The 25,622-nt window shown below is 70.0% G+C and carries 23 protein-coding genes, 1 pseudogene and 3 riboswitches; of the genes and pseudogenes, 10 read left to right on the forward strand and 14 right to left on the reverse strand.

The features are described 5' to 3' along the window. A partial coding sequence (locus G3N61_RS28925; RefSeq protein WP_241017953.1) for an SAM-dependent methyltransferase occupies positions 1–312 on the reverse strand: 312 nt, incomplete at its 3' end. 136 nt (positions 313–448) lie between these two features. Continuing rightward, entirely contained in the window at positions 449–745 is a 297-nt protein-coding gene (locus G3N61_RS28930; RefSeq protein WP_143330995.1) for a hypothetical protein, read from the reverse strand. A 142-nt stretch (positions 746–887) separates the two neighbouring features. After that, positions 888–1,079, forward strand: a riboswitch (cobalamin riboswitch). A 67-nt stretch (positions 1,080–1,146) separates the two neighbouring features. Here G3N61_RS28930 and cobG point away from each other — a divergent pair. Genes cobG through cobJ form a run of 4 tightly spaced genes read left to right on the forward strand, consistent with a single transcriptional unit; the run spans position 1,147 to position 5,618 of the window. Next, complete coding sequence (gene cobG, locus G3N61_RS28935; protein WP_241017954.1) at positions 1,147–2,550, forward strand: precorrin-3B synthase; 1,404 nt, start codon at positions 1,147–1,149, stop codon at positions 2,548–2,550. Beyond that, the gene (locus G3N61_RS28940) at positions 2,543–3,169 is read left to right on the forward strand and encodes a precorrin-8X methylmutase (protein ID WP_122945354.1); all 627 of its coding nucleotides are present in this window, start codon (positions 2,543–2,545) and stop codon (positions 3,167–3,169) included. Before cobG ends, G3N61_RS28940 begins: the two co-directional genes overlap by 8 nt. Beyond that, complete coding sequence (locus tag G3N61_RS28945) at positions 3,166–3,900, forward strand: precorrin-2 C(20)-methyltransferase (RefSeq protein ID WP_205824156.1); 735 nt, start codon at positions 3,166–3,168, stop codon at positions 3,898–3,900. The genes G3N61_RS28940 and G3N61_RS28945 overlap by 4 nt, the downstream gene beginning before the upstream one ends. Continuing rightward, positions 3,897–5,618: a precorrin-3B C(17)-methyltransferase gene (gene cobJ / locus G3N61_RS28950; protein ID WP_205824157.1), complete on the forward strand. Its 1,722-nt coding sequence runs from the start codon at positions 3,897–3,899 to the stop codon at positions 5,616–5,618. Before G3N61_RS28945 ends, cobJ begins: the two co-directional genes overlap by 4 nt. Positions 5,619–5,624: 6 nt before the next feature. Here the strand turns inward: cobJ and G3N61_RS28955 are convergent, their stop codons facing one another. Continuing rightward, positions 5,625–6,833, reverse strand: a complete 1,209-nt coding sequence (locus G3N61_RS28955) for an MFS transporter (protein ID WP_205824158.1) — start codon at positions 6,831–6,833, stop codon at positions 5,625–5,627. A gap of 94 nt (positions 6,834–6,927) precedes the next feature. On the opposite strand from G3N61_RS28955, the gene G3N61_RS28960 reads away from it, so the two are divergent. Both G3N61_RS28960 and G3N61_RS28965 read left to right on the forward strand, forming a co-directional pair. Beyond that, positions 6,928–7,830: a LysR family transcriptional regulator gene (locus G3N61_RS28960; protein ID WP_205824159.1), complete on the forward strand. Its 903-nt coding sequence runs from the start codon at positions 6,928–6,930 to the stop codon at positions 7,828–7,830. Between the two features lie 238 nt (positions 7,831–8,068). Next, positions 8,069–9,424, forward strand: coding sequence for a chitinase (locus G3N61_RS28965; RefSeq protein WP_205824160.1), 1,356 nt, complete (start codon positions 8,069–8,071; stop codon positions 9,422–9,424). Between the two features lie 105 nt (positions 9,425–9,529). On the opposite strand, the gene G3N61_RS28970 is transcribed toward G3N61_RS28965, so the two are convergent. The 4 genes from G3N61_RS28970 to G3N61_RS28985 form a co-directional block, all read right to left on the reverse strand. Beyond that, the gene (locus G3N61_RS28970; RefSeq protein WP_043182822.1) at positions 9,530–10,273 is read right to left on the reverse strand and encodes an IclR family transcriptional regulator; all 744 of its coding nucleotides are present in this window, start codon (positions 10,271–10,273) and stop codon (positions 9,530–9,532) included. A 60-nt stretch (positions 10,274–10,333) separates the two neighbouring features. Next, complete coding sequence (locus tag G3N61_RS28975) at positions 10,334–11,500, reverse strand: acyl-CoA dehydrogenase family protein (RefSeq protein ID WP_089450465.1); 1,167 nt, start codon at positions 11,498–11,500, stop codon at positions 10,334–10,336. 130 nt (positions 11,501–11,630) lie between these two features. Beyond that, the gene (locus G3N61_RS28980; RefSeq protein WP_043182818.1) at positions 11,631–12,932 is read right to left on the reverse strand and encodes a citrate:proton symporter; all 1,302 of its coding nucleotides are present in this window, start codon (positions 12,930–12,932) and stop codon (positions 11,631–11,633) included. Between the two features lie 124 nt (positions 12,933–13,056). Continuing rightward, the gene (locus G3N61_RS28985; RefSeq protein WP_205824161.1) at positions 13,057–14,217 is read right to left on the reverse strand and encodes a CoA transferase; all 1,161 of its coding nucleotides are present in this window, start codon (positions 14,215–14,217) and stop codon (positions 13,057–13,059) included. A 276-nt stretch (positions 14,218–14,493) separates the two neighbouring features. Between G3N61_RS28985 and G3N61_RS28990 the strand changes: the two genes are divergently transcribed. Then, positions 14,494–14,736 (forward strand): hypothetical protein, encoded by a 243-nt coding sequence (locus G3N61_RS28990; protein ID WP_205824162.1) that lies wholly within the window; start codon positions 14,494–14,496, stop codon positions 14,734–14,736. A gap of 150 nt (positions 14,737–14,886) precedes the next feature. After that, the gene (locus G3N61_RS28995) at positions 14,887–15,309 is read left to right on the forward strand and encodes an NUDIX hydrolase (protein ID WP_043182812.1); all 423 of its coding nucleotides are present in this window, start codon (positions 14,887–14,889) and stop codon (positions 15,307–15,309) included. A 21-nt stretch (positions 15,310–15,330) separates the two neighbouring features. On the opposite strand, the gene G3N61_RS29000 is transcribed toward G3N61_RS28995, so the two are convergent. The 7 genes from G3N61_RS29000 to cobW form a co-directional block, all read right to left on the reverse strand. Then, the gene (locus G3N61_RS29000) at positions 15,331–15,657 is read right to left on the reverse strand and encodes a low molecular weight protein tyrosine phosphatase family protein (RefSeq protein WP_089450462.1); all 327 of its coding nucleotides are present in this window, start codon (positions 15,655–15,657) and stop codon (positions 15,331–15,333) included. A 31-nt stretch (positions 15,658–15,688) separates the two neighbouring features. Next, positions 15,689–16,261: a DUF1993 domain-containing protein gene (locus G3N61_RS29005; RefSeq protein ID WP_089450461.1), complete on the reverse strand. Its 573-nt coding sequence runs from the start codon at positions 16,259–16,261 to the stop codon at positions 15,689–15,691. 179 nt (positions 16,262–16,440) lie between these two features. Further along, on the reverse strand, positions 16,441–16,893 hold the full coding sequence (locus G3N61_RS29010; protein WP_011351963.1) for a YaiI/YqxD family protein: 453 nt from the start codon (positions 16,891–16,893) through the stop codon (positions 16,441–16,443). 61 nt (positions 16,894–16,954) lie between these two features. Beyond that, complete coding sequence (locus G3N61_RS29015; protein WP_205824163.1) at positions 16,955–17,563, reverse strand: VWA domain-containing protein; 609 nt, start codon at positions 17,561–17,563, stop codon at positions 16,955–16,957. Between the two features lie 68 nt (positions 17,564–17,631). After that, positions 17,632–18,708, reverse strand: a complete 1,077-nt coding sequence (locus tag G3N61_RS29020; RefSeq protein ID WP_205824164.1) for an ATP-binding protein — start codon at positions 18,706–18,708, stop codon at positions 17,632–17,634. After that, positions 18,705–22,514: a cobaltochelatase subunit CobN gene (gene cobN, locus G3N61_RS29025; RefSeq protein ID WP_205824165.1), complete on the reverse strand. Its 3,810-nt coding sequence runs from the start codon at positions 22,512–22,514 to the stop codon at positions 18,705–18,707. Before cobN ends, G3N61_RS29020 begins: the two co-directional genes overlap by 4 nt. Positions 22,515–22,520: 6 nt before the next feature. Then, the gene (gene cobW, locus G3N61_RS29030) at positions 22,521–23,609 is read right to left on the reverse strand and encodes a cobalamin biosynthesis protein CobW (protein WP_205824166.1); all 1,089 of its coding nucleotides are present in this window, start codon (positions 23,607–23,609) and stop codon (positions 22,521–22,523) included. A gap of 329 nt (positions 23,610–23,938) precedes the next feature. Then, a riboswitch (cobalamin riboswitch) is annotated at positions 23,939–24,206 on the reverse strand. A gap of 114 nt (positions 24,207–24,320) precedes the next feature. Further along, positions 24,321–24,558, forward strand: a riboswitch (cobalamin riboswitch). Positions 24,559–24,727: 169 nt separating this feature from the next. Between cobW and cobA the strand changes: the two genes are divergently transcribed. Together cobA and G3N61_RS39735 are read left to right on the forward strand one after the other, a co-directional pair. Then, positions 24,728–25,477 (forward strand): uroporphyrinogen-III C-methyltransferase, encoded by a 750-nt coding sequence (gene cobA / locus G3N61_RS29035; protein WP_205824167.1) that lies wholly within the window; start codon positions 24,728–24,730, stop codon positions 25,475–25,477. Then, positions 25,474–25,622: pseudogene (locus tag G3N61_RS39735) on the forward strand (cobalamin biosynthesis protein CbiG); the annotation flags it as partial. The gene cobA and the pseudogene G3N61_RS39735, both read left to right, overlap by 4 nt.

Consider the following 25,622-nt stretch of genomic DNA (forward strand, 5'->3'; position numbering starts at 1 on the left):
TGACGACGGCGCGGGCAGCACGCGCCATTCGTCCGGGGACAGCGTGCGCGCGAGCGTGGCGCCGACGCCGAACAGCATCGGATCGCCGCTGGCGAGCACGCAGACCGGCGACGCGCGCCGCGCGAGCACACCCGCGAGATCGAATGGCGACGGCCACGCTTCGCGCGCGGCCGGCAGCCGCGCGGGCAGCATGTCGAGATGCCGCTTCGCGCCGACCACGAGCGTCGCGTCGAGCAGCGCGCGGCGCGCGCTGCGTCCGAGCCCCGCGTAACCGTCGTCGCCGATGCCCACTACCGTCAGCCACGCCGTCATGCACCCTTCCCCATCGTTCGATTTCCTACCGTTTGTTGCAATGCGCGGCGGCCGGGCCGCCGCGCGTTGATCCGTTCATGTGCCGTGCGCATCGCCCGCCAGCCGGTGCGATGCGGCTACGACTACGACTACGACGTCAGCCGAGCGGCACGCCGACGACAAACGTCAGCAAGGCCAGAATCATGCCGCCGATCGACGCGATCAGCAGCCAGCCGAGCAGCAGCCACATGAGCGAGCGTGCATCGGTTTTCCGGTACAGGAACGTTCCGCCCGCCACGATCGGCACGCCGAGACCGGCGAGCGCGACATTCTTCGGCCACTCGGCCAACGGTGCAAGCGGGATCAGCATGCCCTCGAGCAGCATCCATGCCGGGATGGCCAGCAAGCCCAGTGCAATGCCCATGCCGAACAGCTCCGTCCTGGCGAGTTTCATGGCGAATGCCGGCAGTCGCCGATCTGATGTCGAGCCGCCAATCGTACCATTTGCGAGACAGTGCAAACCCGGCTGCGGCCGTGCTGCGACGCGGTTGCGCGGTGAATTCCCGATGCCGGATCGTCGTGAAAATCGGGTATCCTACGGCCGTTCGTTCGCCGGTGCCCTTCGGGGCCGAAGAGGGAACACAGGGCGCGCCACGCGCCGCTGTGGCTGCCCCCGCAACTGTAGACAGCGAGCCGATCTCCCCCTCATGCCACTGGTTCCACCGGGAAGGCCGGGAGCCGGCGCCGACCTGTCAGCCAGGAGACCTGCCGGCCTGAAAGTGCGTGCGTGCCAGTCGGCGTCGGGCGGGGTGTACCGATGCGTTGGCCGCGGCGCGACACTGTCCCGGTACCCCGTTGAGTTCCGCCCCCGTTTCGATTCCTGCGTCGCCCGTCGCGCGCCCGTCGGCCTGCCCGGGGCTCGTGCGCGTGGTCGCGGCCGCCGACGGCGGGCTGTGCCGGATCAAGCTGCCGGGCGGCCGGCTTGATGCGCGCCAGGCGCGTGCGATCGCCGCCGCCGCGCGTGCCTTCGGCTCCGGCACGATCGACGCGACCAATCGCGCGAATCTCCAGCTACGCGGCATTCGCGACGGTGCGGCCGACGCGCTGACGCGCGCATTGCTCGACGCGGGGCTCGGCCCGTCCGTCGATGCAACCGCAGACGCTGCCGCCGATGCGGTCGCGCTCGCCGCGAGCGACGACGTCCGCAACCTGATGCTCAGCCCGCTCGCCGGCCACGACCCCGCCGCGCTCGTCGACAGCCGCGCGCTCGCCGCGCCACTCTTCGACATGCTGGCGCGCGAGCCACGTCGCGGCGAGCTGTCGCCGAAATTTTCGATCCAGCTCGACGGCGGCGAATCGGTGGCGGCGCTCGATCATCCGCACGACATCTGGCTGGCCGCATGGCGTCGCAGTGACGGCGCGGTGCGCCTCGCGGCCGGACTGGCCGGCTGCCCGCCGGTCGCGCATGGCGACCCACCCGCTTCGGTCGATGTCGCGCCCGCTCAAGGTGTCGCGCTGGTGCGCGCGCTGCTGCTCGCGTTCCTCGATCTTGCGCCGGCCGACGTCACGCGGATGCGCGCTCTGCTTGCAACATGCGGTGAACGCGCGCTGCTCGAACGCGCGCGGCACTATGCGCCCTTCCCGCTCGCGGCCGATCCGGCGCTCGCCGGCTGGCGCCGCTCGCCTGCCGACGCGGCGCTGCGTTTCGGCGTGCGTCCGTCGCGCGATGCGGCGCGCTGCAACGTCGGCGCGCAATTCGCGCTCGGCCAGCTCGATGCAACGCAACTGGAACGGCTCGCCACGCTGGCCGAAACAGACGGCGACGGCACGCTGTCGATGACGCCCTGGCAAGGCGTGTTCATGCATGGCGTATCGCGCGAGCGCGCGCTGGCCACGCTCGATGCGCTTGCGTCGCTCGGCCTCGTCTGCGCGCCGTCCGATCCGCTCGCGTCGCTCGTCGCGTGCACCGGCAGCGCGGGCTGCGCGAAGGCGCGCGCCGACACCAAACACGACGCGCTCGCGCTTGCCGCGCGCATCGGCCACGCGGTCGACGTGCACCTGACCGGCTGCGAGCGCCACTGCGCACTGCCGCATCCCGCGACGCACACACTCGTCGCGGTTGCGCCCGCGCACTACGACCTTTACCGGCGCGACGCCGCTGCGGGCCTCGGCGCCCCGCTCGCGCGCCATCTGACGATTGACCAGGCCGCGGCCCGACTGACGGGCGCGCGGCACAGCCAGGACACCACCGATGCTTGACTACATTCGCGACGGGCAGGAAATCTACCGCCAGTCGTTCGCGACGATCCGCGCCGAGGCCGACCTGTCGCAGGTTCCGCCCGACCTCGAGAAACTCGCGGTGCGCGTGATCCATGCGTGCGGGATGGTCGACGTCGTCTACGACCTGCGCTTCTCGGCCGGCGCCGGCACGGCGGGCCGCGCAGCCCTTGCCGCCGGCGCGCCGATCCTGTGCGACGCGAGGATGGTCGCCGAAGGCATCACGCGCGCGCGGCTGCCGGCCGACAATCGCGTGATCTGCACGCTCGGCGAGCCGGAGGTGCCCGATCTCGCCCGGCATCTCGGCAACACGCGCTCGGCTGCCGCACTCGAACTGTGGCGTCCGCATCTCGCGGGCAGCGTCGTCGTGATCGGCAATGCACCGACCGCGCTGTTCCACCTGCTCGACATGATCGACGCCGGTGCGCCGCGCCCCGCGCTGATCCTCGGTTTCCCGGTCGGCTTCATCGGTGCGGCCGAATCGAAGGCGCTGCTCGATGCCGACAGCCGCGGCGTGCCGTACGTCGCGCTGCTCGGCCGGCGCGGCGGTAGCGCGATGGCGGCTGCGGCGGTCAACGCGCTCGCGACGGAGGTCGAATGACGAGCGCGCGCGGACACCTGTTCGGGGTCGGTGTCGGCCCCGGCGATCCTGAACTGATGACGATCAAGGCGCTGCGCGTGCTGCAGGCCGCGCCGGTGGTCGCGTATTTCGTCGCGAAGGGCAAGAAAGGCAATGCGTACGGCATCGTCGAAGCGCACCTGCGGGACGGGCAGACGCAACTGCCGCTCGTCTATCCGGTGACGACCGAGGCACTGCCGCCGCCGCTGTGCTACGAGACGGTGATCGCCGACTTCTACGACACGGCCGCCGAGATCGTTGCCGCGCACCTCGACGCGGGCCGCGACGTCGCGGTGATCTGCGAAGGCGACCCGTTCTTCTACGGTTCGTACATGTACCTGCACGACCGCCTCGCGCCGCGCTACGACACCGAGGTGATCCCCGGCGTGTGCGCGATGCTCGGCGGTACGGCCGTGCTCGGCCAGCCGCTCGTCTATCGCAACCAGAGCCTGTCGGTGCTGTCGGGCGTGCTGCCCGAGCACGAACTGCGCGAGCGGCTTGCGCGGGCCGACGCGGCCGTCGTGATGAAGCTCGGCCGCAATTTCGACAAGGTGCGGCGCGTGCTCGACGAGCTGGGGCTCGCGAAGCGCGCGCTGTATGTCGAGCGCGCGACGATGGCGAGCCAGCGCATCGTGCCGCTCGACGAAGTCGATCCGATGGCGTCGCCGTATTTCTCGCTGCTCGTCGTGCCGGGGGAAAAATGGCAAGGATGACGACGCCGCCCGCGATCGTGATTCTCGGCGCGGGCGCGCTCGATACCGCGCGGCGCATCCAGGCGCGCTATCCGGGTGCGCTCGTACATGGCCTCGCGTCGCGCGTCGCGGCCGACGTGCCGTTCGACGATCTCGGCGCGCACTTGCGCGAACTCTATGCCCGCGGCCTGCCGATCGTCGCGCTGTGCGCGGCCGGCATCGTGATCCGCTGCCTCGCCCCCGCGCTGGCCGACAAGGGCGTCGAGCCGCCCGTGCTCGCGGTGGCGGAAGACGGCTCGGCGGTCGTGCCGCTGCTCGGCGGGCTGACGGGCGTCAACGTGATCGCGCGCGAAATCGCCGCATGTGTCGGCGTCGCGCCGGCGATCACGACGAGCGGCGAACTGCGCTTCGGCGCGTGCGTGCTCAATCCGCCGGAAGGCTATGCGCTCGCCGATCTCGCCCAGGGCAAGCGCTTCGTGTCCGCTCTGCTCGCGGGTGCGTCGACGCGCATCGATGGCGCGGCGCCGTGGCTCGACGATGTCGCATTGCCGCGCGACGACGCGGCCGCGCATGCGATCCGCGTGACACCCGATGCATGGCACGGCACGCGCGACGAACTCGTGATTCATCCGCGCAGCGTGGTGGTCGGTGTCGATGCACCGGCTATCCACGGCGATGAAGCGCTCGCCGCGCGCATCGACGCCGCACTCGATGCGCACGGTCTCGCGCGGCTGGCGCTCGCGGCCATCGTCGCGCCCGCATCGGCAATCGGTGATGGCGTGCTGGAAGAAGCGGCGCAAACGCTCGACGTACCGCTGCGCTTCGTCGATGTCGATATCGACGATGACGGCGGCGCGACAGCCGATGCGGCCGCACTGCTCGGCCGCGCGTTGCGCGTCGTGCACACGCTGCGCGCGACGACGAACGGCATCGCATGCGCGGTCGCGTCGCATCCGGTCGATCCCGCCACGCTCGGCCGCGCTCGCGGCCGCCTGACGGTGCTCGGGCTCGGCCCGGGCGGCGCCGCGTGGCTCACGCCGGCCGCGCGCGCCGCGCTCGCGGACGCGACCGACATCCTCGGCTATACGACCTACGTGAACATGGCCGGCCCGTTCCGCGACGACCAGCGCGTGCACGGCACCGACAATCGCGAGGAGATGCAGCGCGCGCGCCATGCGTTCGAACTCGCGGCCGAGGGCCGGCGTGTCGCCGTTGTATCGTCGGGCGACCCGGGTGTGTTCGCGATGGCAGCGGCCGTGCTCGAAGCGCTCGACGAAGCGCGCGATCCGCACTGGGCGGCGGTCGATCTGCGCGTGGAGCCCGGCATCTCGGCGTCGCTCGCGACGGCCGCGCAGGCTGGCGCGCCGCTCGGCCACGATTTCTGCGCGATTTCGCTGTCGGACAACCTGAAGCCGTGGGACGTGATCGAGACGCGGCTGCGGCATGCGGCGCAGGCCGATCTCGTGATGGCGTTCTACAACCCGATCTCGCGGGCGCGGCCGTGGCAGCTCGATCGCGCGCTCGATGTCGTGCGCGCGCACCGCACGGCCGATACGGTGGTCGTGCTCGGCCGCGACATCGGCCGGCCGGGTGCGACGCTCACGACGACGACGCTCGGCGCGCTGCGAAGCGACCAGGTCGACATGCGCACGATGGTGATCGTCGGCTCGTCGACGACGCGCCGCTTTGCGATCGGCAACGCACGCGAATGGGTCTATACGCCGCGCTGGTATCGCTGAACCCGGTCAGCGCGTCGGCGTGACGCTGCGCGTGCCGGCATCCGCGATGCCGGCCGCGCCACCCGCTCGCCAGAACCGGTACACGAGCACACCGACGATGGCCTGTGCGACGACCACGAACGCGACGCAGCCGGCCCATCCCCACCGATGCCAGCCGGGCACCGGCAGGATCGAGCCGAGGCTGCCGCCGAAGTAATAGCAGGACAGGTAGATGCCGATCGCCGTCGAGCGCGCGCTCGACGCCGCCTGCGAGATGAACGTGTTGGCCGACGCCTGTTCGACGAACACGGCGGTCGAGCTGAGCGCGAGGCCCGCCAGGATCACCGGCACGTTGTCGGACAGCGTCAGCAACGCCCCGCCGATCGCGAGCACGGACGCGGCAAGCCCCGGCGCGCGCGGGCCGCGATGCCGCGCGAGGCGTCCTGCCAGCGGGGTCACGACCACCGCCACCAGAAACACCGCATAGATCGCGCCGATCCCGACCGTGCCGAAGCCGAACGGCGCGCGCGCAAGGCGCAGGCCGACGAACGTGAACGTCGCGACCTGCGACGCGAGCACGCAAGCGCCGATCGCGAACGACGCGAGCAGCGGGCCGCGCGTGACGATGCGCCACGACGGCCCCGCACCGGCATCCGACGCGTGTTCGGCGCGCCGCGCGATCGCACCGGACGCCGGCAGGCTCGCGTAGATCGCGACGCCCGTGACGAGACACAGCGCCGCGACGACGTCGAGCGCATGCCGCCAGCCCCAGATCGACGTCATCAGGTTGGTTGCGAAGCGGCCGGCGAACCCGCCGAGCGTCGTGCCGGCAACGAACAGCGCACTGATCTCGGCCGACGTGCCGCGATCGAAGCGCTCGGCGATATAGGCGATCGACAGCGCGAAGACGAACGGCATGACCAGGCCGGCCGCAAAGCGCGCACCGAGAAACGACGCGAAACTGCCCGCATGCGCGGACCACACGACCGGCAGCGCGACGGCCACCGCCGCGAGCGAGATCGCGATGCGCCGCTCGATGCGCGCGGCCAGCACGCCGACGAACGGCGCGATAATGGCGACGGCCGTCGTGGTGGCGCTCACGCCCTGCCCTGCCCGCTCGGCGCTCACGCCGAAGGTGGCCGCGAGTTCGTGCAGGATGCCCTGCGTCGAATACAGATTGAGAAACGCGGCAAAGCCGCAGAGAAAGAACGCGATGCGCGTGGTCCTGTCGTTCATCGGAGCGGCCTGGTCGTCGATGCCGACAGTCTGACGAGCGCGCCGCATGCACGCCAATACCGTTTTCATCGCGATTGATACCGGAACGACAACAATGCTCGACCTGCGCCGCCTTCGCTATTTCGTGGTCGTTGCCGACGAACTGCACTTCGGGCGTGCCGCGCTACGCCTGCGCGTCGCGCAGCCGCCGCTGACCCGCCATATCGCCGCGCTGGAAAGCGAGCTCGGCGTGCGGCTGTTCGAGCGCTCGACCCGTGCGGTGCGGCTGACGCCCGACGGCGAGCGATTCCTCGAGCATGCGCGCAACGTGGTCAGCGCGGCCGCCGAGGCCGAGGCGAGCGCGCGCAAGCTGGCGCAGGGCATCGCCGGGCGCATCGTGATCGGCTATGCGAGCTCGATTCCGATGTCCGACACGTTCCCGGACATCGTCCGTCAGGCGAGCCGCACGATGCCGGACGTCGAGCTCGCCTTCCGCGAAGCGTCGACCGCCAGCCAGCGCCAGCAGATCGCCGACGGTGCGATGGACGTCGGGTTCGGCTGGTCGTGGGCGCGTGCGCCCGGTGCAGCGGTACCGTCGCGCGTCGTCGCCCGCGAACCGCTCGTCGCGGTCGTGCCGGCCGGCAATCCGCTCGCGGAACGCGCGCATGTCGACTTTGCCGCGCTCGCCGGCGAAACCTTCGTGACCTTCCCGCCGGGCTTCGGCTCCGCGCTGACGACGGCGCTCGACGATCTGTGCGCGCAGGCCGGTTTCGCGCCGCGCATCGGGGCGACCGCATCGCAGATCACGACGCTCGTGTCGCTGGTGGCCGCCGAGCGCGGCATCGCGATCGTGCCGGGTTTCACCGCGACGCTGCAACGCCCGGGCGTCACCTACGTACCGCTGAACGACACGCGCCGGGTCGAGCTGATCGTGTCGTGGCGCGAGCCGTTTGCATCCGCATGCATCGAACGTTTCGTCGCCCTCGCCCGGTCGCTCGAACCGCCTGCGTCGGCCTGACCGGCGCGCACGGCGCACATCGGCACGGGGCGGAAAAATCGCCCGCCCGGCGTTGCGCAACGGTGTCGAATCGGCAAGATCGTTACGTACCGGGAATCAAATAACAAAAAGAACTCCTGACTATTCCCTATCGGGCGCGAATCCTCCAAGATGAGCACGCCGTCGGGCCGGCACACCCGGTCGCCTGCCGGGCGGCGATACGCGGGCCAGCGTATCTCTCTTCCACTTGGAGAACACCATGCACAACAATGTGTTGCCGTGTTTCATTCCGCGCGCGCTTGCCGCGGGGTGCCTGCTTGCCGTCGCGAGCGTGTCCCAGGGCGCCGGCGTCTATGCGCCCTATGTCGACGTGACGCTCTATCCGACGCCGCTCGTCGACCAGATCGGCGTCCGGCAAGGCATCCAGCAATTCACGCTCGCGTTCGTGGTCGCGGGCAGCGGCTGTACGCCGTCGTGGGGCGGCGTGCAGCCGATCGGCAACGGCGCGAGCGGCGGCCTGCTGACCGCGCTGTCGACGTCGATCGCGAGCTATCGCGCGAAAGGAGGCGAAGTCGCCGTGTCGTTTGGCGGCGCAAACGGCACCCCGCTGATGCAGGCGTGCTCGACGGTCCCCGCGCTGGCGAGCGCGTACCAGACCGTGATCGACACGTACGGCCTCACGCACATCGACTTCGACATCGAAGGCGTGTCGCAACTCGACACGGCCGCGGTCGCGCGCAACTTCCAGGCGGTCACGCAATTGCAGGCGAGCTATGCGGCGAAAGGCAAGCCGCTGCACGTGACGCTGACGCTGCCGACGATGCCGACCGGGCTCACGCAGGACGGCCTGAACGTCGTCAATGCGGCGATTTCGAACCAGACCGTGTTCGATGCGGTGAACGTGATGGCGATGGACTACGGCCCCGCGAATCTCGACATGGGCGCGGCCGCGATCAGTGCCGCGCAGGCGCTCTATTCGCAACTCGATACGGCCTTCAAGTCGGCCGGCCAGCCGAAGACCAATGCCCAGCTCTGGCAGATGGTCGGCGTCACGCCGATGATCGGCGTGAACGACGTGCAGGGCGAAACCTTCACGCTCGCGAATGCGCAAAGCGTGCTGAACGCGGCGGTCGCCAACGGCTACGGCTTCTTCGGCAACTGGTCGGTCGGCCGCGATCAGGCGTGCCCGTCCGGCGGCACCTATGCGTCGCCGACCTGCTCGGGCGTCGCGCAGCAGCCGTACGCGTTCGCGACGATCTTCAAGCAGCTCGACGGCAAGTGGGGCGCGGGCGTCACGCAGGATCCGAACTACGGCGGCGGCTCGAACGGCGGCACGCCGCAGCCGGGTGCGCCCTGGGCGGCCGGCCAGGTCTATACGGCCGGCGCAACGGTCACCTACCAGGGCACCACGTATCAGGCGCAATGGTGGACGCAGGGCGACGTGCCCGGCCAGGCCGCGGTGTGGAAGGCGGTCGGCGGCGGCACGGCCACGTGGTCGGCGACCACCGCATATTCAGGCGGCACCTGCGTGATGTACCAGGGCGCGAAATACTGCGCGAAATGGTGGACGCAAGGCGACAACCCGAGTGCGGGCGGTGTGTGGGTGAAGTCATGATGCCGCGTAGCGGCCGTCGCTAGGCCGGCGCGTCAGGGGCCGTTCACGACGATCGCGACCGGATCGCCGGCGGACGGCTCGCAGGCCGGCGCGCCCTGCCCGCCGTCAGCCGCGCGCGTGTTCGGCCAGCAGCCTGGCCTTCGCATCGACGAGCAGCGCCGCATGCGTATCGCGATGCTGGCGGATCCGCTCGGTCGGCCCGACCACCGACAACCCGTACCAGTCGCCGTCGAGCGTCAGCGCGACCGCGATCGCCGACAGCTCGGGCGCGCTCTCGCCGAAGTTCTCGGCCCAGCCGAGTGCGCGAAACCCGGCGGTTTGCGCGACGAGCGCGGGCAGGTCTGCCACGGTCGAATCAGTAAAGCGCTCGAACGGCAACTGCGCGCCGAGCGCCTGCTGCGCGTCGCCGGCCAGTTCCGCGAAAATCGCCTTGCCGATCGAGTTCGCATGCAGCGGGCGCAGCTCGCCCGGCGCGCGCGTATAGCGGATCGCCTGCTCCGATTCGACGACGTCGAGGTACGTGACCGACACGCCCTGGATCTTGCCGAGCACGGCTGTCTCGCGGCTCGCGTCGCGCAGCGCGACCAGATGCGGATGGACGATGTCGACGACCGGATCGGTCGCGTCGATCGCGGCGGCGATCGTCTGCAGGCGGCGCGTCGGGTAGTAGCCGCCGCGCTTGCGCACTTCGTACAGGTAGCCGCGGCTCACGAGCGTGCGCGCCATCGCGAGGCAGCTCGACGCCGGCACATTGAGCAGGCGCGCGAGTTCGGTGAGCGGCAGCGGCCGCCGTTCGGCGGCGAACAGCTCGAACAGGTCGAGCGTGCGGGCAACGAGTTTGACGTCCATGACGAGCGCTTGATTCGGAACGGGAAACCGCGCACCGGGCCGACCGCCGGGTCGGACCGGTCAGTACGACTTCGGCAGCCCGAGCACCTTCTCTGCGATGTAGCACAGGATCAGTTGCGGGCTCACGGGCGCGAGCCTCGGAATCATACACTCGCGCAGGTAGCGCTCGACATGGTATTCCTTCGCGTAACCCATCCCGCCATGCGTCGCGACCGCCGTCTGACATGCGTGGAACGCGGCTTCCGCGCCGAGGTATTTCGCGGCGTTGGCTTCCGCGCCGCATGACTGCCCCGCGTCGTAGCGCGTCGCGGCCTTCATCACCATCAGCCACGCGGCCTCGAGCTGCATCCACGCCAGTGCGAGCGGATGCTGGATCGACTGGTTCTGGCCGATCGGCCGGCCGAACACGACACGCTCGCACGCGTACTGCGTCGCGCGGCGCAGCGCGGCCTGCCCGAGCCCGATCGCCTCCGCGGCGATCAGGATCCGCTCGGGATTCAGCCCGTGCAGCAAATAGCGGAAGCCGTCGCCTTCGTGGCCGATCAGGTCGCCTTCCGGTACGCGCAGGTTGTCGATGAACAGCATGTTCGAATCGACCGCCTTGCGGCCCATCTTCTCGATCTCGCGCACCTCGACGCGCGACCGGTCGAGATCGGTATAGAACAGGCTCAGCCCGTCGGTCGGCTTCGCGACCTGGTCGAGCGGCGTCGTGCGCGCGATGATCAGCATCTTGTTCGCGACCTGCGCGGTCGAGATCCAGATCTTGCGTCCGCTCAGCACGTAGTGGTCGCCGTCGCGGCGTGCCTGCGTGGTCAGGTGCGTGGTGTCGAGGCCCGCGTCGGGTTCCGTCACGGCGAAGCACGCCTTGTCGCGCCCGGCGATCAGCGGCGGCAGGAAGCGCGCCTTCTGTGCATCGTTGCCGAATACTTGCACCGGGTTCAGCCCGAAGATGTTCATGTGGACGGCCGACGCACCGGACAGGCCGGCGCCCGATGCGCTGATCGTGCGCATCATCAGCGCGGCCTCGGTCATCCCGAGCCCGGCACCGCCGTGGGCCGGATCCATCGCGATGCCGAGCCAGCCGGCCTCGGCGAGCGCCGCGTGGAAATCGGCCGGAAACCCGCCCGCGCGATCGCGTTCGAGCCAGTAGTCGTCGCCGAAGCGCGCGCAGATTTTCTCGATCGCGCTTTCGATCGCGCGCTGGTCATCGGTCAGGTCGAACTGCATGGAATGCTCTCCCGGAAAAAGCGGAGCGGCCGCGCCGCTCTCAAGAAAACGCCAGGCGGCGCCAGGGTTTCCGTTCCTGCGAGCGTCCCCTCGCGGGGCGCGCCGGCACGAAGCGGCAGGCCTGGGCCGCTCACAACGGAAACACGCCAACGATCACGGCGGCGAACACCATCAGCACCGTGGCGGCAAACAGGAACGGAATCGTGAATTTCTGGTGCTCGGCGAGCTCGACGCCGGTCAGGCCGACGATCAGGAACGTCGCGGGCGTGAGCGGGCTCACCGGGAAACCCGTCGTCATCTGGCCGAGCAGCGCGGCCTGGGCCATCTGGATCGGCGGCACGCCGAGCAGCTTCGCGCTTTCCGCGAGCACCGGCAGCACGCCGAAGTAGAACGAATCGGGGTCGAACAGCAGGCTGAGCGGCATCGACAGCAGCCCGAGCACGAACGGCATGTGGCGCGCGTGCTCGACCGGCACGTGCGCGACGACCACGTCCGCCATCGCCTTCAGCATCCCGGTGCCGGACATGATGCCGGTGAACGCGCCGGCCGCGAGCAGCACGCTCGCCATCATCAGTGCGGCCTTGGCATGCGCGTCGATCCGCTCGCGCTGGGCCTGCACGTCCGGGTAATTGATCACGAGCGCGGCGACCGTGCCGAGCATGAACATCACCATCGGGTCGACGATGCCGGACACGAGCGTGACGAGCACGACGAGCGTCAGCGCGAGATTGATCCGGAAGCGTTCCGGCCGGCGCAATGCGCGCTCGGCATCGGTCAGCGCGCGCGGCGCAATCGCGAGCGACGCCGCCCCGGCACGATCGAGCCCGAGCCGCTTCGCCTCGCGCACGCCGAGCACGTATGCAGTGCCGAACACGAATACGAGCCCGACGATCTGCACCGGAATCATCGGCATGAAGATCGCGGAACCGGGAATGTGCAGTGCCGCCGACGCGCGCAGCATCGGCCCGACCCACGGCAGGAAATTGACGCCGGCCGCCATCGATGCGACGCACGCGAGGATGCGGCGATCCATCCCGAGCCGCGTATAGAGCGGCATCATCGCGGGCAGCGTGACGAGAAACGTGACGGCGCCCGAGCCGTCGAGATGAATCAGCAGCGCGAGCAGCGCCGAACCCATCACGATCCGCGGCGGATGGCAGCCGATCACGCGCAGCACGCCCGCGATGATCGGGTCGAGCATGCCGGCGTCCGTGAGGATTCCGAAAAAAAGAATCGCAAAAACGAACATCCCGGCGATCGGGCCGATGTTCTGGACGCCGTGCACGATGAACTTGCCGGTCGCAAGCCCGAAACCGGCCGCGAGCGACGCGGCCACCGGCACGACGATCAGCGCAACGAGCGGCGACAGCCGTTTCGTGATGATCAGGCCGAACAGCGCGACGATGGCGATCGCGCCGATCCATGCAAGCATGATGCGTCTCCTCTTCAGCCGGTGCGCCCGTGCGGGGCCCGGCGTGGGGTTCGAAGGGGCGTGCGGTACGCGTGGCCGTGCGGCGCCGTCGGACGCACGGCACGGCCGGCGGCCGCGATGCCGGTCAGTCCCGGTGTGTGTCGTCGTTGTCGGCGTCGCCGAACACCTGCGCCGCGTGCTCGTTCAGCGCGGGCGGCGGCCGCCGGTACGTGGCCGGCGTGCGGCCGAGCTTGATCGGCGACGCGATGCCGCGATGCCGGCCCAGTTCGACTTTCATCTCCCGATGCGCGACATGCGGATGGTCGAGCGCCGCATCGAGCCCGAGCACCGGCGCGCACGGCACGCCGCGGCGCATCAACTGTTCGGCGAGTGCCGCGCCGTCGTGTCCGGCCAGCGCCGTCTCGAGCAGCGTGCGCAGCGCGGCGCGATTCGCGCTGCGCGCGCGGTTGTCCGCGAAGCGCGGATCGTCGAGCCAGTCGCGCGTGCCGAGCACGTCGCACAGCCCCGCGAACTGCCCGTTGTTGCCCACCGCCAGAAAGATGTCGACGCTCGCCGTCGGAAAGCTGTCGTACGGCGTGATGTTCGGATGCGCATTGCCGGTGCGTACGGGGGCATTCCCCGAATGGAAGAAGTTCGGCGTATGCGGATGCAGGATCGACAGCGCGCAGTCGAACAGCGTCGATTCGACGAACTGGCCGCGGCCGCTCGCGTCGCGCTCGCGCAGCGCCATCAGCACGCCGAGCGCCGCATTCAGCCCGGTGACGAGATCGACGATCGGCACACCGACCCGCAGCGGCGCGCCGCCGGCTTCGCCATTGACGCTCATCAGCCCCGCGAGCGCCTGCACCGCCGCGTCGTAGCCGGGCAGCCCGCCGAGCGGGCCGTCTGCGCCGAAGCCCGACACGCGGCAATGGACGAGGCGCGGAAAGCGCGCGTGCAGCACGTCGAAGCCGAGCCCCCAGCGCTCCATCGTGCCGATCTTGAAGTTCTCGACGATGGCGTCCGCATGTTCGAGCAGGCCGAGCAGCCGCTCGCGGTCGGCGGCCTGCGTCAGGTCGAGCGCAATGCCGAGCTTGTTGCGGTTCACGCCGAGGAAGTACGACGCGGTATCGCCGTCGAACGGCGGGCCCCACGTGCGCGTTTCGTCGCCGGACGGCGGTTCGACCTTGATCACCTCCGCGCCGTGGTCGGCCAGGATCTGCGTCGCATACGGGCCGCCCAGCACCCGCGACAGATCGATGATGCGCAATCCCGCCAGCGCGCCCTGCTGCTCGTGTTCCGCCATGCGTCCCGCTCCAGGTTCCGGTTGATCGGACTGCCGGTTCCGGCGGCCCGGCGCCTGCGGCGCGACCTTCCGGATTGGGCAAATAATTCTTGTGTGTGAATTTATATTCACACTCGGGAATTATGTTGTCAACCCCGGCGGCACCCTGAGTCCGTGCGGATGACGCCGCCGCGCGCAAGTGGGGGCGACCCCGAACACGGGCCGGTTGCGGTAGCGCCCCGCCTTTCGCTAAGCTGGCGGGCAATCTTCATCTCAAAAAAATAGGACGGATTATTCATGAAACGGATGCTGCTGGCGGCCTTCATGCTGGCGTCGACGCTGGGCGTCGGACATGCGCAAACCCAGACGTTCCATTTCGGCGAAGGACAGACCGAGATGCCGGGCGCAGCGCCGACCGCACGGCCCGCGCCCGCGCGCCGGCACGTCACGCCGCCGCCCCACCATCGGCGTGCCGTTCACAAGCGCCGCCATCCGAGCCACGTGAAGCCGACGCGCAACGGGTTCTATACGCACTCGTGATGTATCAGCGGTCCCGCAGCGCCGTGCACGGAACTGTCACGAACCGCCGGTAGCATCGTTGCGGCTGCCTGTACGCCGTCGCGGCCGGCTGCCGAATGACGTGCCGCCGACGCGCATTTTCTCCACGATTCAGCACCCGTTTTGCCGAACATGAGTACCGGGCCGGACACCCTCGCCGTCATCAAGGAACGCGCCACGATCGTGTGCCGTCAGCGCAGCAGCGTGCTGCTGGTCGCCCGCACCGCGTCGCGCTGGTCGCTGCCGGGCGGCACGATCCGGCGTGGCGAGACGCCGCTCGATGCTGCACTGCGGGAGCTCGCCGAGGAAACGCGGCTGGAGGGGCTCGCGCTCGATTACGCGGTGCAGTTCGGCGGGCTGACGAAGCTCCATCACGTGTTCGTGGCCGACGTGCCGGCGCACCTGACGCCGCGTGCGAGCAACGAGATCGCCCGCTGCAAGTGGTTCACCGTCGACCGGCTCGACACGCTGCGTGCAAGCGTGCCGACGCGCAAGATCATCGAATTGCTGCGGCTCGACTGTTTTTCGGCGATCGCGAACGGCCGGCTGCGCTGACGTCCACCTCGTCTGCGCCGGTCACCCGCGCAGGAACGGGCCGGCCTTGCGCTCGAGCAACGTGACGAGTTCGGGCTGCATGTACGCGTAACGGTCGGGGATGTCGAGGCACACGATCTTCTTGTGCCGTAGCTGCGCGCCGAATTGCGCCGCCAGCCTCGCCTTGTGCGCCCGCTCCATCACGAACACGACGTCGGCCCAGTCGAGCTGCTCGGCGGACACGCGCGTGTCCGCATCGGGCGCGAGGCCCGCCGAGTCGGTATCGACGCCCGGCCACGCGGCGAATACCGCTTCGGCCGTCGGGCTGCGCAGCCGGTTGCGGCTGCAGATGAAAAGTGCCCGCGTCATGTCGTTTCGACGGTGCCCGGCGCCTGCGGGCTCACCCCTGCGGAATCGTGCCCGGCCGGACGTACGCGAGCATGTGCGGCACGTAGTCGGCCTTGCCGAGTTCGACGCCGTGGTGGCGCAGGATCGCGTACGCGGCGATCGCGTGGAAGTAGAACTGCGGCAGCGCCCAGTCGCGCGCGTACTGTTCGCCCGTCATGTCGAACGCGATCCCGTTCGGCATTTCGAGTGCGATCGGCAGCGCGGCACCGCCATCGAGCGCATCCGGCGCGAGTTCGTCGAGAAAGGCGAGCGTGCCGGCGAGGATCGCCTGCGCGTCGGCCAGCGAGCCGGGCTGCGCATCGGCATTCCATCCCGCTTCGCGCAAGGCCAGCAGCGCAGCCGGCAACGGTTCGCCGCGCAGCCGGTGGACGGGCTCCATCGCCTGGAAGCACGAGAAGCGCACCTGTGCGGCAAGCGGATACATGTCGGGCGCCAGCTTCAGCGACATCGCCGCGTCGGGCGCGTCGCCCGCGGCCTGCCAGTGTGCGACGGCCTTGTCGAGCCACGCGGTCTGCGCGCGCAGCATCTGGGTGAAGGTCGGAACGAGAAGTTGAGTCGGTGACACGCGTGCGCTCCTGTGTTGTGGTTTGCGCCACGATAGCAGTGTCGGCGCGAACCTGCATCCCGGCCTGAGCGATGAGCGCGATTAAATGCGGATCCGGTGATGTGGCGCATGGTACATGCGGGTGTTCGTCCACGCATCCACGCAGGATGATCGCCGCACGCGGCTGGCGCAACGCACCCTCAAGGCTTGCCGTGCCGCGCCAGGAACCGGTCGAGCTGCGACGCAAACGCCTTGCCGTCACGTGCGCTGAACGGCGCCGGCCCGCCCGTGTCGATGCCCGCGCTGCGCAACTGGTCCATCATCGCGCGCGTCGACAGGCGTTCCTCGATGTTCTCGCGGCTGAACCAGTTGCCGCGCGGGTCGAGCGCATGCGCGCCCTTGTCGAGCACGGCGGCGGCCAGCGGGATGTCGGCGGTGATCACGAGATCCCCCGCTTCCACCAGCTCGACGATGCGCGCATCGGCCACGTCGAAGCCGGCGGGCACCTGCACCGCCTTGATGAACGGCGACGGTGGCGTGCGCAGAAACTGGTTCGCGACCAGCGTCACGCAGATTTCGGCACGACGCGCGGCGCGAAACAGCATGTCCTTGATGACGGCCGGACACGCGTCGGCATCGACGAGTACTTGCATGGCGGGTGTTTCCAATGGGTAGAAGCAGAAGCGGCGATCATAGCGCACCGCCGGCCGGTCATCAGCCGGTGCCGCCCGTGTACAGCGCGTCGGCCGTCACCCACTGCGCGCCCCAGGCTGCCGCCAGCCGCGCACCCTGCCCGATCTGCACGGCCGCGTCGTCGAAGTCGACGAACACGACGTGATCGGCCGCCGCGGGTTTCGCGGGTATCTCGCGCGTGCGTCCGTCGGACAGCACCCACAGCCAGCGCTGCTTGCCGGGCTCGCGCCGCGCCGCGCGCGCGAGCAACTGCGCGGCGGCCGCGATGCCGTCTGCGAGCGGCGTGCCGCCGCCACCTTCGACGGGTTCGAGCCAGCGCGCATTCCACCAGCGCGGTACGGCCGGGCCGAAGCGGTGCGCGGCACCATTGCCGCCGAAACAGATCAGCGCGGTTTCGACACGGTCGCGCGCGGCCTGGTCGAAATACGCGACGATCAGCCCCTTCGCCAGTGCGAGCCGCTCGTGCGACAGCATCGACGCCGAACAGTCGAGCACAAAGCAATGCAGTGCGTCCGGCGTGCCGGCCCGTTTCCGGAAGCGCAGATGGCCGCGATGCAGCGGGCCGCCGCGTTTCGCCGCAAGCGTTGCCGGCCACGCCACGGCGGTGCCGGCACGTGCCGTGCCCGGCACGCGCGCGGCTGCGCCTGATTGCCATCGAGGACCGCGAACGGTGTTCGCAGCGGCGCCGGCTCGATGGCTCAGCGTTTTTTTAGCGGCAGCGGCACCACGCCTTTCACGTCGTGCAGCCCGGCCGGTTCGGGTGGCAGGTAGCCCCAGTCGCCCTGTGATGCCGCGGCATCGTTCTGCGCGGCGCCCGATGGATCGTCGGGGCGCTCGCGCGCATCGGGCGGCGTGTGACCGTCGCGTTCGTCGTTTTTCTGCGGCGCTCGGGACGATGGTGGTGTGCCCGCATGGCGCCGGTGCCGCAGCACCGCGTCGGCCACACGCTCCACATGCGACACCGTCACCGCATCGGCCTGCTCCAGTGCGGCGAGCGCGCGCGCCGCGCGCAGCGTCACGAGATCGGCACGCAGCCCGTCGACGGCCGCGTCGATGCACAGCGCGCTGACGCGCGCATGGACGGCATCGTCGAAATCGAGCGCCGCCAGCCGTGCACGCGCCGCGTGAATCCGGTCGCCGAGTTCGCGCTGTGCGGATGCATGGCCTGCGCGGAACGCGTCCGGATCGAGATCGAACGCGAGTCGCGCCTTCACGATCCGCTCGCGCTGTGCGGCGTCGAAGCAATTCTCCAGTTCGACCATCAACCCGAAGCGGTCGAGCAGCTGCGGACGCAGTTCGCCCTCCTCCGGATTCATCGTCCCGATCAGCACGAAGCGCGCATCGTGCGCGTGCGACACGCCATCGCGCTCGACGATGTTCACGCCGCTCGCGGCGACATCGAGCAGCGTATCGACGAGCCCGTCGGCGAGCAGGTTCACTTCGTCGACATACAGCACGCCGAGATGCGCCCTCGCGAGCAGGCCCGGCCGGAAGCGCACGCCGTTTTCAGCGAGGGCATGCGCAAGATCGAGCGTACCCGTCACCTGCTCGTCGCTCGCCGACAGCGGCAGCGTGACGAACTGCCCTTCGGGCAACAGCTCCGCGAGGCCGCGCGCCGCGGTCGATTTCGCGGTGCCGCGCGGCCCGCTGACGAGCACGCCGCCGAGCGACGGGTCGATCGCGGCGAGCAGCAGCGCCTGCTGCAATGCGTCCTGCGCGACGAGCGCCGCAAACGGAAAGACCGCGCGGGCGCGGTGCAGCGTCGGATCGGTCATCGCCGTCCCCCTTCCTGGAGTTGTTCGCTCGCGAGCCAGACCGCTTCGATCCGTTCGCGATAATCGCCCGGCTGTTGCCACAGGCCGCGCTGCATCGCCTCGACGAAGCGTTCGCAGATGCCGTGCAGCGCTTTCGGATTGTGCCGTTCGAGGAACGCGCGGGTGGCGTCGTCGAACAGGTACGCGTCGGCGACGAGCGCGTATTGGTGATCCGACAGCACGCGCGCGGTCGCGTCATAGCCGTACAGGTAGTCGACGGTCGCCGCCAGCTCGGCCGCGCCCTTGTAGCCGTGCCGCTTCACGCCGTCGAGCCATTTCGGGTTGACGACGCGCGAGCGGATCACGCGCGCGATTTCTTCACGCAGCGTGCGCATCTTCGGCGCGACCGGGTTTGCGTGGTCGCCGTGGTAGATGCTCGGCTGCTGCCCGGACAGGTGCCGCACGGCTGCGGTCATCCCGCCCTGGAACTGGTAGTAGTCGTTCGAATCGAGGATGTCGTGCTCGCGGCTGTCCTGGTTCTGCACGACGACGTCGATCGTCGCGAGCCGCTCGCCGAACACGTCGGCCGCCGCGTCGCCCGCGCTGTTCTGCGCATACGCATGGCCGCCCCACTGGCGGTAGGCATCGGCCAGATCGGCGTCGGTCTGCCAGCGGCGCTGGTCGATCAGGTCCTGCAAGCCCGCGCCGTAGCTGCCCGGCCGCGCGCCGAACACGCGCCAGCCGGCGCGGCGCCGCGCTTCGTCCGGTGCCACGCCCTGCGCGACCCACTTCGCGCGTTCGCGTTCGATGCGCGCGCGGATCGGGTTCAGTTCCTCGGGTTCGTCGAGTGCGGCCACCGCCTGCACGGCCGCGTCGAACAGGTGCATCAGGTTCGGGAACGCGTCGCGGAAGAAGCCCGACACGCGCAGCGTCACATCGATGCGCGGCCGGTCGAAGATCTCGATCGGCAGGATCTCGAAGTCGGTCACGCGGTGGCTGCCATGCGCCCATTTCGGCCGCACGCCGAGCAGCGCGAACGCCTGCGCGATGTCGTCGCCGCCCGTGCGCATCGTCGCCGTGCCCCAGACCGACAGGCCGATCGCGCGCGGATAGTCGCCATGATCCTGCAGATGGCGTTCGATCAGTTGCTGTGCGGATTTCAGGCCGAGCGACCACGCCGCCTGCGTCGGTACCGCGCGCGTGTCGACCGAGTAGAAATTGCGGCCGGTCGGCAGCACGTCAGGCCGGCCGCGCGACGGCGAGCCGCTCGGCCCCGGCGGCACGAAGCGGCCGTCGAGCCCGCGCAGCAGCTGACGCATTTCCTCGCCGCCGCACGCGTCGAGCGCGGGCAGCAGCGTCGCACGGACGCGCTCGATCACGGCAAGCGTGTGCGGCCAGTCGCCGGGAGGCGTCGCATCGGTACCTGCGTTACCGCCGTCGGCTGCGCACAGCCCGTCCAGCCACTGCTGCGCAAGCCGTTCGAGCCGTTCGCGCGTATCGCCCGCATGGCGCCACGGCGATGCGTCGAGCGCCTGCAGGATCGCCGGGCGCGGGCCGACCCACGGCGCGGCCCAGTCGGCCGCAAGCGGATCGAAGTCGTCGCCGAGTGCGAGATCGCGCGCGAGCGCGCCGATCAGTCCTGCGCGTGTGCCCTTGCCGTCGCCGACCGGAAAGCGCGCGAGCGCGAGCAGCGTGTCGCGCCGCTGGCGCTCGGCCGGCGATACGCCGAACACGTGCAGCCCGTCGCGAATCTGCGCTTCCTTCAGTTCGCACAGCCACGCGTCGACGCGCGTGAGCAGCGCATCCTCGTCGCCCGTATCGCGCGGCGGCGACACGCTCAGTTCGTCGTGCAGCCGGTGTTCGGCGATCGTCGCGAGGATCGTCTTGCGCAGCAGCTTCGCGCGCCGCCCGTCGACCATCAGCGCTTCGTAGTATTCGTCGACCTGCCGCTCGAGATCCTGCAGCGGGCCGTAGTTTTCCGCGCGCGTGAGCGGCGGCATCAGGTGATCGATGATCACCGCCTGCGCGCGGCGCTTCGCCTGGCTGCCCTCGCCCGGATCGTTGACGATGAACGGATACAGGTGCGGCAGCGGCCCGAGCGTCAGGTCGGGCCAGCACGCGTCGGACAGCGCGACGCTCTTGCCCGGCAGCCATTCGAGGTTGCCGTGCTTGCCGAGGTGGATCACCGCGTCGATGCGATACGCATCGCGCAGCCAGAAATAGAACGCGAGATACGCGTGCGGCGGCACGAGATCCGCGTCGTGGTAGCTCGCGTAGTCGTTCTCGCCGCGCGAGCGCGACGGCTGGATGCCGACGAACACGTTGCCCGCGCGCCAGCCGGCGATCGTGAAGCGCCCTTGCCGCAGCGTCGGGTCGGCTTCGGGCGGGCCCCAGCGCGCGTTCAGCGCGTCGCGCACGGCCGCCGGCAGCCGCGCGAAACGGGCGACGTAGTCGGCCAGCGGGAAGCTCTGGAATGCGGGGCGCAACGCATGCACGGCCGCGTCGTTGGTCACGCCTTCGGTGAGGCGCGCGATCAGCGCGTCGCCGTCGGGTGGCAAGTCGGCCACCGCGTAGCCCGCGTCGCGCAGCGTCGCGAGCACGCGCAGCGCGGACGCCGGCGTGTCGAGCCCGACGCCGTTGCCGATCCGACCTTCGCTTTGTGGATAGTTCGCGAGAATCAGTGCAACGCGCTTGTCGGCGTTGTCGAGCGTGCGCAGCCGGCACCAGCCGCGCGCGAGCGCCGCGACGAACGCGATCCGCTCGGCGTCCGGCTGGTAGCGCACGACGTCGACCTCGGTATGCGGGCAGCGGTACGCGAGCCCCTTGAAGCTCACCGCGCGCGTGACGATGCGCCCGTCGACCTCGGGCAGCGCGATGTGCATCGCGATATCGCGCGCATGCAGGCCCTGGTTGTCGGCCACCCACGCGTCGCGATTGCCGCCGGACAGGATCACCTGCAACACCGGAGCATCGCCGGCGAGCACGTCGTGCTCGGGGCTGTCGATCGCGCCGGCCGCGAACGCGGTCGTGTTCAGCACGAGCGCGACGTCGTGCGTGTCGCAGAGCTGCGTGATGACTTCACGGCTCACCGCGTCCTTCAGCGACGTGACCGCGATCGGCAGCGGATTCAGCCCTTCTTCGATGAGCGCGTCGGCCAGCGCATCGAACACGGCCGTGTTCGCGGCCTGCCAGTGCGCGCGATAGAACAGGATCGCGACGACGGGCCCGCCGGGCGTCCAGCGCGGCCGCCAGTCGTCGACGCTCGCGCGGTCGCGCGCCGGGTGATACAGCGCGGCGGCCGGCAGCGGGCGCGGCAGCTCGGGCTCTTCGCCGAACCCGAGCGTGTGGAATGCAATGCTGCGCAGCAGCGCCTCGGCGTTGTGCACGCCACCTTCACGCAGGTAGCGCCACCACAGCCGGCACAGGTCGGGCGCGACCGTGCTCTTCGCGACGAGGTTCGGGTCTTCCTGCAGGTCGCCCGAGAACATCGCGAGCTGCTGCTTGCGCTTCGACGCGAGCGACACGGCCTGCTCGATTCCGTACGGCCAATACGCCTCGCCGCCGAGATGATCGATCACGACCGACTTCGCATGCTGCAGCACGTCGTCGACGTAGAAATCGACCGACGCCGGCTGCCGCAGGAACGTGACGTTCGCGAGCCGCACGCTCGGGAAGCCGGCCGGCAGGTGCGGCACGACACTTGCCAGCAGCGACAGCGTCGTGTCGGCCGAGCTCAGGATCACGATGTCGGCCGGCTGCTGGTCGATCCGGACGACGCCCTGCGTGTCGTCGACGAAGCCGCCCGGCGTGGTGCGCAGCAAATGCATCGTGGGTTACGCCTGTTGCGGCTCGGCCGCGCACGCGGCGTCGAACGCGCGTTGCAGCGCGGCCGCGTCGAGATCCTCGCCGATCAGCACGAAGCGGCTCGCGCGCGTTTCGCCGTCCTGCCAGCGACGATCGAAATAGCTGTCGAAGCGGCGGCCGACACCCTGGATCACGAGGCGCATCGGCGCGCCGGGCAGCGCGGCGAAGCCTTTCGCGCGATAGATCGTGTGCGCTTCGACGACACGCTGCAGCGCGGCGATCGTCGCTTCGCGCGTGCCGGCATCGCCCGACACGACGACCGAGTCGAAATCGTCGTGATGGTGATCGTGATCGCCGTCGTCGGCCGAGCCGTGATGGTCGTGACGCAGGTGGATCGTTTCTTCCGATGCCGATTCGAGACCGAGCAGCATCGCGAGATCGAGCTCGCCGCGCGTCGCGCGCACGATCTTCACCTGCGGCGGGATTTCGTCGCGGATCGCGGTTTCGATCTGCGAGAACGCTGCGTCGCCGACGAGATCGGCCTTGTTCACGATCACGAGATCGGCGGACGACAGTTGATCGGCGAACAGCTCGTGCAGCGGCGATTCATGATCGAGGTTCGGATCGGCGCGGCGCTGCGCGTCGACGGCCTGCGGGTTTTCCGCGAACTGGCCACTCGCGGCGGCCGGCCCGTCGACCACAGTCACGACCGCGTCGACCGTGAAGCTGTTGCGGATCGTCGGCCAGTTGAACGCCTGCACGAGCGGCTTCGGCAGCGCGAGGCCCGAGGTTTCGATCAGTACGTGGTCGATGTCCGCACGCCGCTCGACGAGCGCTTCCATCACCGGATAGAACTCTTCCTGCACGGTGCAGCACAGGCAGCCGTTCGCGAGTTCGTAGAGCTGGCCCGATGCTTCGCCCTGCGCGCCTTCCGCGTCCTCGCAGCCGATGCCGCAGCCCTTGAGGATTTCGCCGTCGATGCCGAGCTCGCCGAATTCGTTGACGATCACCGCGATGCGGCGGCCTTCGGCGTGCTGCAGGATGTGGCGCATCAGCGTCGTCTTGCCGCTGCCGAGAAAGCCCGTGACGATCGTGACGGGAAGCTTGCGCATGGTCATGGTAGGTCCTGTGTCGAAAATGGAATCAGCCCGGGATCGTCGCGTCGATGGCGGCGTGGCAGTTCATCTGGCGGATCGCGGGCATGCCGCCGCGCGATCCGGACGGACAGTCGCGGGACGGGCGGAACGACGAAGCGGACATGGTGCTTCCTTGCGAACGGTCGACATCGTGAATGCCAACACGGCTGCCGCCGGCCCGGCGCGCGCCGCCTGCCGTTCGCCACGCCGGCCGGCGCGGGTTGGCGCGCAGGCGGATCGGCGGAGAAAGCGGGCAACACGCGGGCGTCGGGCCTGCTGCGGCCGTGGACGATGCGCCGCCTCCCCGCGGCGCTGAACCCCAACGTTTAGGCCGGTATCCGGGCTGACGAACACGCCGCTTCGCCTTCCCGGATGCGCGCGGCATCCAGTGGCGGTCGTCCGCATGCGCGCGGCATGCGGCGAAGCGGCGTTGCGTGGCGCTTCTCGCGCGACGCGTTCGCTTACCGTTGCGGGGGCAGCACAGGTTGGCTCGACTGCGGCGCAGGCAGGCTCCCTGTTTCCCGTTTAACTGCGCGCGCCGGAGCGGCGCGCGCGAGCACCAAAACGCGTGCGAGTGTAGGCGGCAGTGCGGGGAGCGTCAAGGCGGAGCGGGCCACCGGGCCCGGTTCCGGATGGCCGGCGCACGTGGCCGAACGCCGTACGCAGCGGTTCGCGCGGGTGGATCGCTGTGCTATCGTATGCGCCGCGTTCGGTGCTCGCATGCGCATTGCGCGCCTGCAGTTAAACGGGAAACAGGAGGCGGACCACCGCCCGGCCTGTGCTGTCCCCGCAACGGTACGCCGCCCGCGCGCTGCGCTTCCCCACGCACGCGCCCAGGCCGCCCACGATGCCACTGCCCTTCAGCCGGGCGGGAAGGCTGCGGCCTGGCAAGCGGCCAGCCCGGATACCGGCCGACGCAAGGGGCGAGCCCGAGGCTCGCCGAACGCCCGATCCGCGGGGGACGGATGGGGTGCGCATTCCGCCCGCGTCCGCGCGGGCTTCGTTCGATCCGTCATGCGTTTCCTGTCTGCTGGCCGCCGCCGTGCCGCCCGCCTGCCCTGTTCCACTGTTTCGACACGGTGCGCACCGTGCCGCGCTCGATGAGCCGCGCCTGGCTCATCGGCGCCGGCCCCGGCGACGCCGACCTGCTGACGCTCAAGGCCGTCCGTGCGATCGGCGCGGCGGACGTGCTGCTCGTCGACGATCTCGTGAATCCCGACGTGTTGTGCCATGCACGTGCCGATGCGCAGATCGAGCACGTCGGCAAGCGCGGCGGCCATGCTTCGACGCCGCAGGAGACGATCGTCGCCGCGATGCTCGCGCATCTGCGCGCGGGCCGCAGCGTCGCGCGGCTCAAGGGCGGCGATCCGTTCGTGTTCGGCCGCGGCGGCGAGGAACTGGCCGCACTCGGCGCGGCGGGATTCCCGGTCGAGGTCGTGAACGGCGTCACCGCGGGCATCGCCGCGCCAGCCGCAATCGGCATTCCTGTCACGCAGCGCGGCGACGCGCAAGGCGTGATCTTCGTCACGGGCCACGGCGCGGGCGCCGGCGAACCCGACTGGCGCGCGCTCGCGGCCACGCGCATGACGATCGTCATCTACATGGGCATTCGTCGCCTCGACACGATTGCAGCCGCGCTGCGTGAAGGCGGCCTGCCCGGCGATACGCCGTGCGCGGCGATCGAGAACGCGACGCGCCCCGAACAGCGGCACGTGCTCGCGACGCTCGATACGCTCGTCGAACGCATCGGCGCGACTGGCATCGGCTCGCCGGCCATTGTCGTGATCGGCCGCGTCGCGGCGTTCGCCGACGATCCCGCGGTACGTGCCGCGCTCGGCAGCGGCGCATGATGCGCGTCGCGCTCGGCGTCGGTTTCCGCGCGGGCGTGACGGCCGCGCAACTCGATGCCGCGATCCGCGCGGCGCTGACCCTGTACCCGGGCGCCGAACCGGCGCTCGTTGCGACGCTCGCCGACAAGGCGCGTGCCCGCGCGCT

It is taken from the genome of Burkholderia sp. Ac-20349 (assembly GCF_017104865.1).
Classification (GTDB): Bacteria; Pseudomonadota; Gammaproteobacteria; order Burkholderiales; family Burkholderiaceae; genus Burkholderia; species Burkholderia aenigmatica.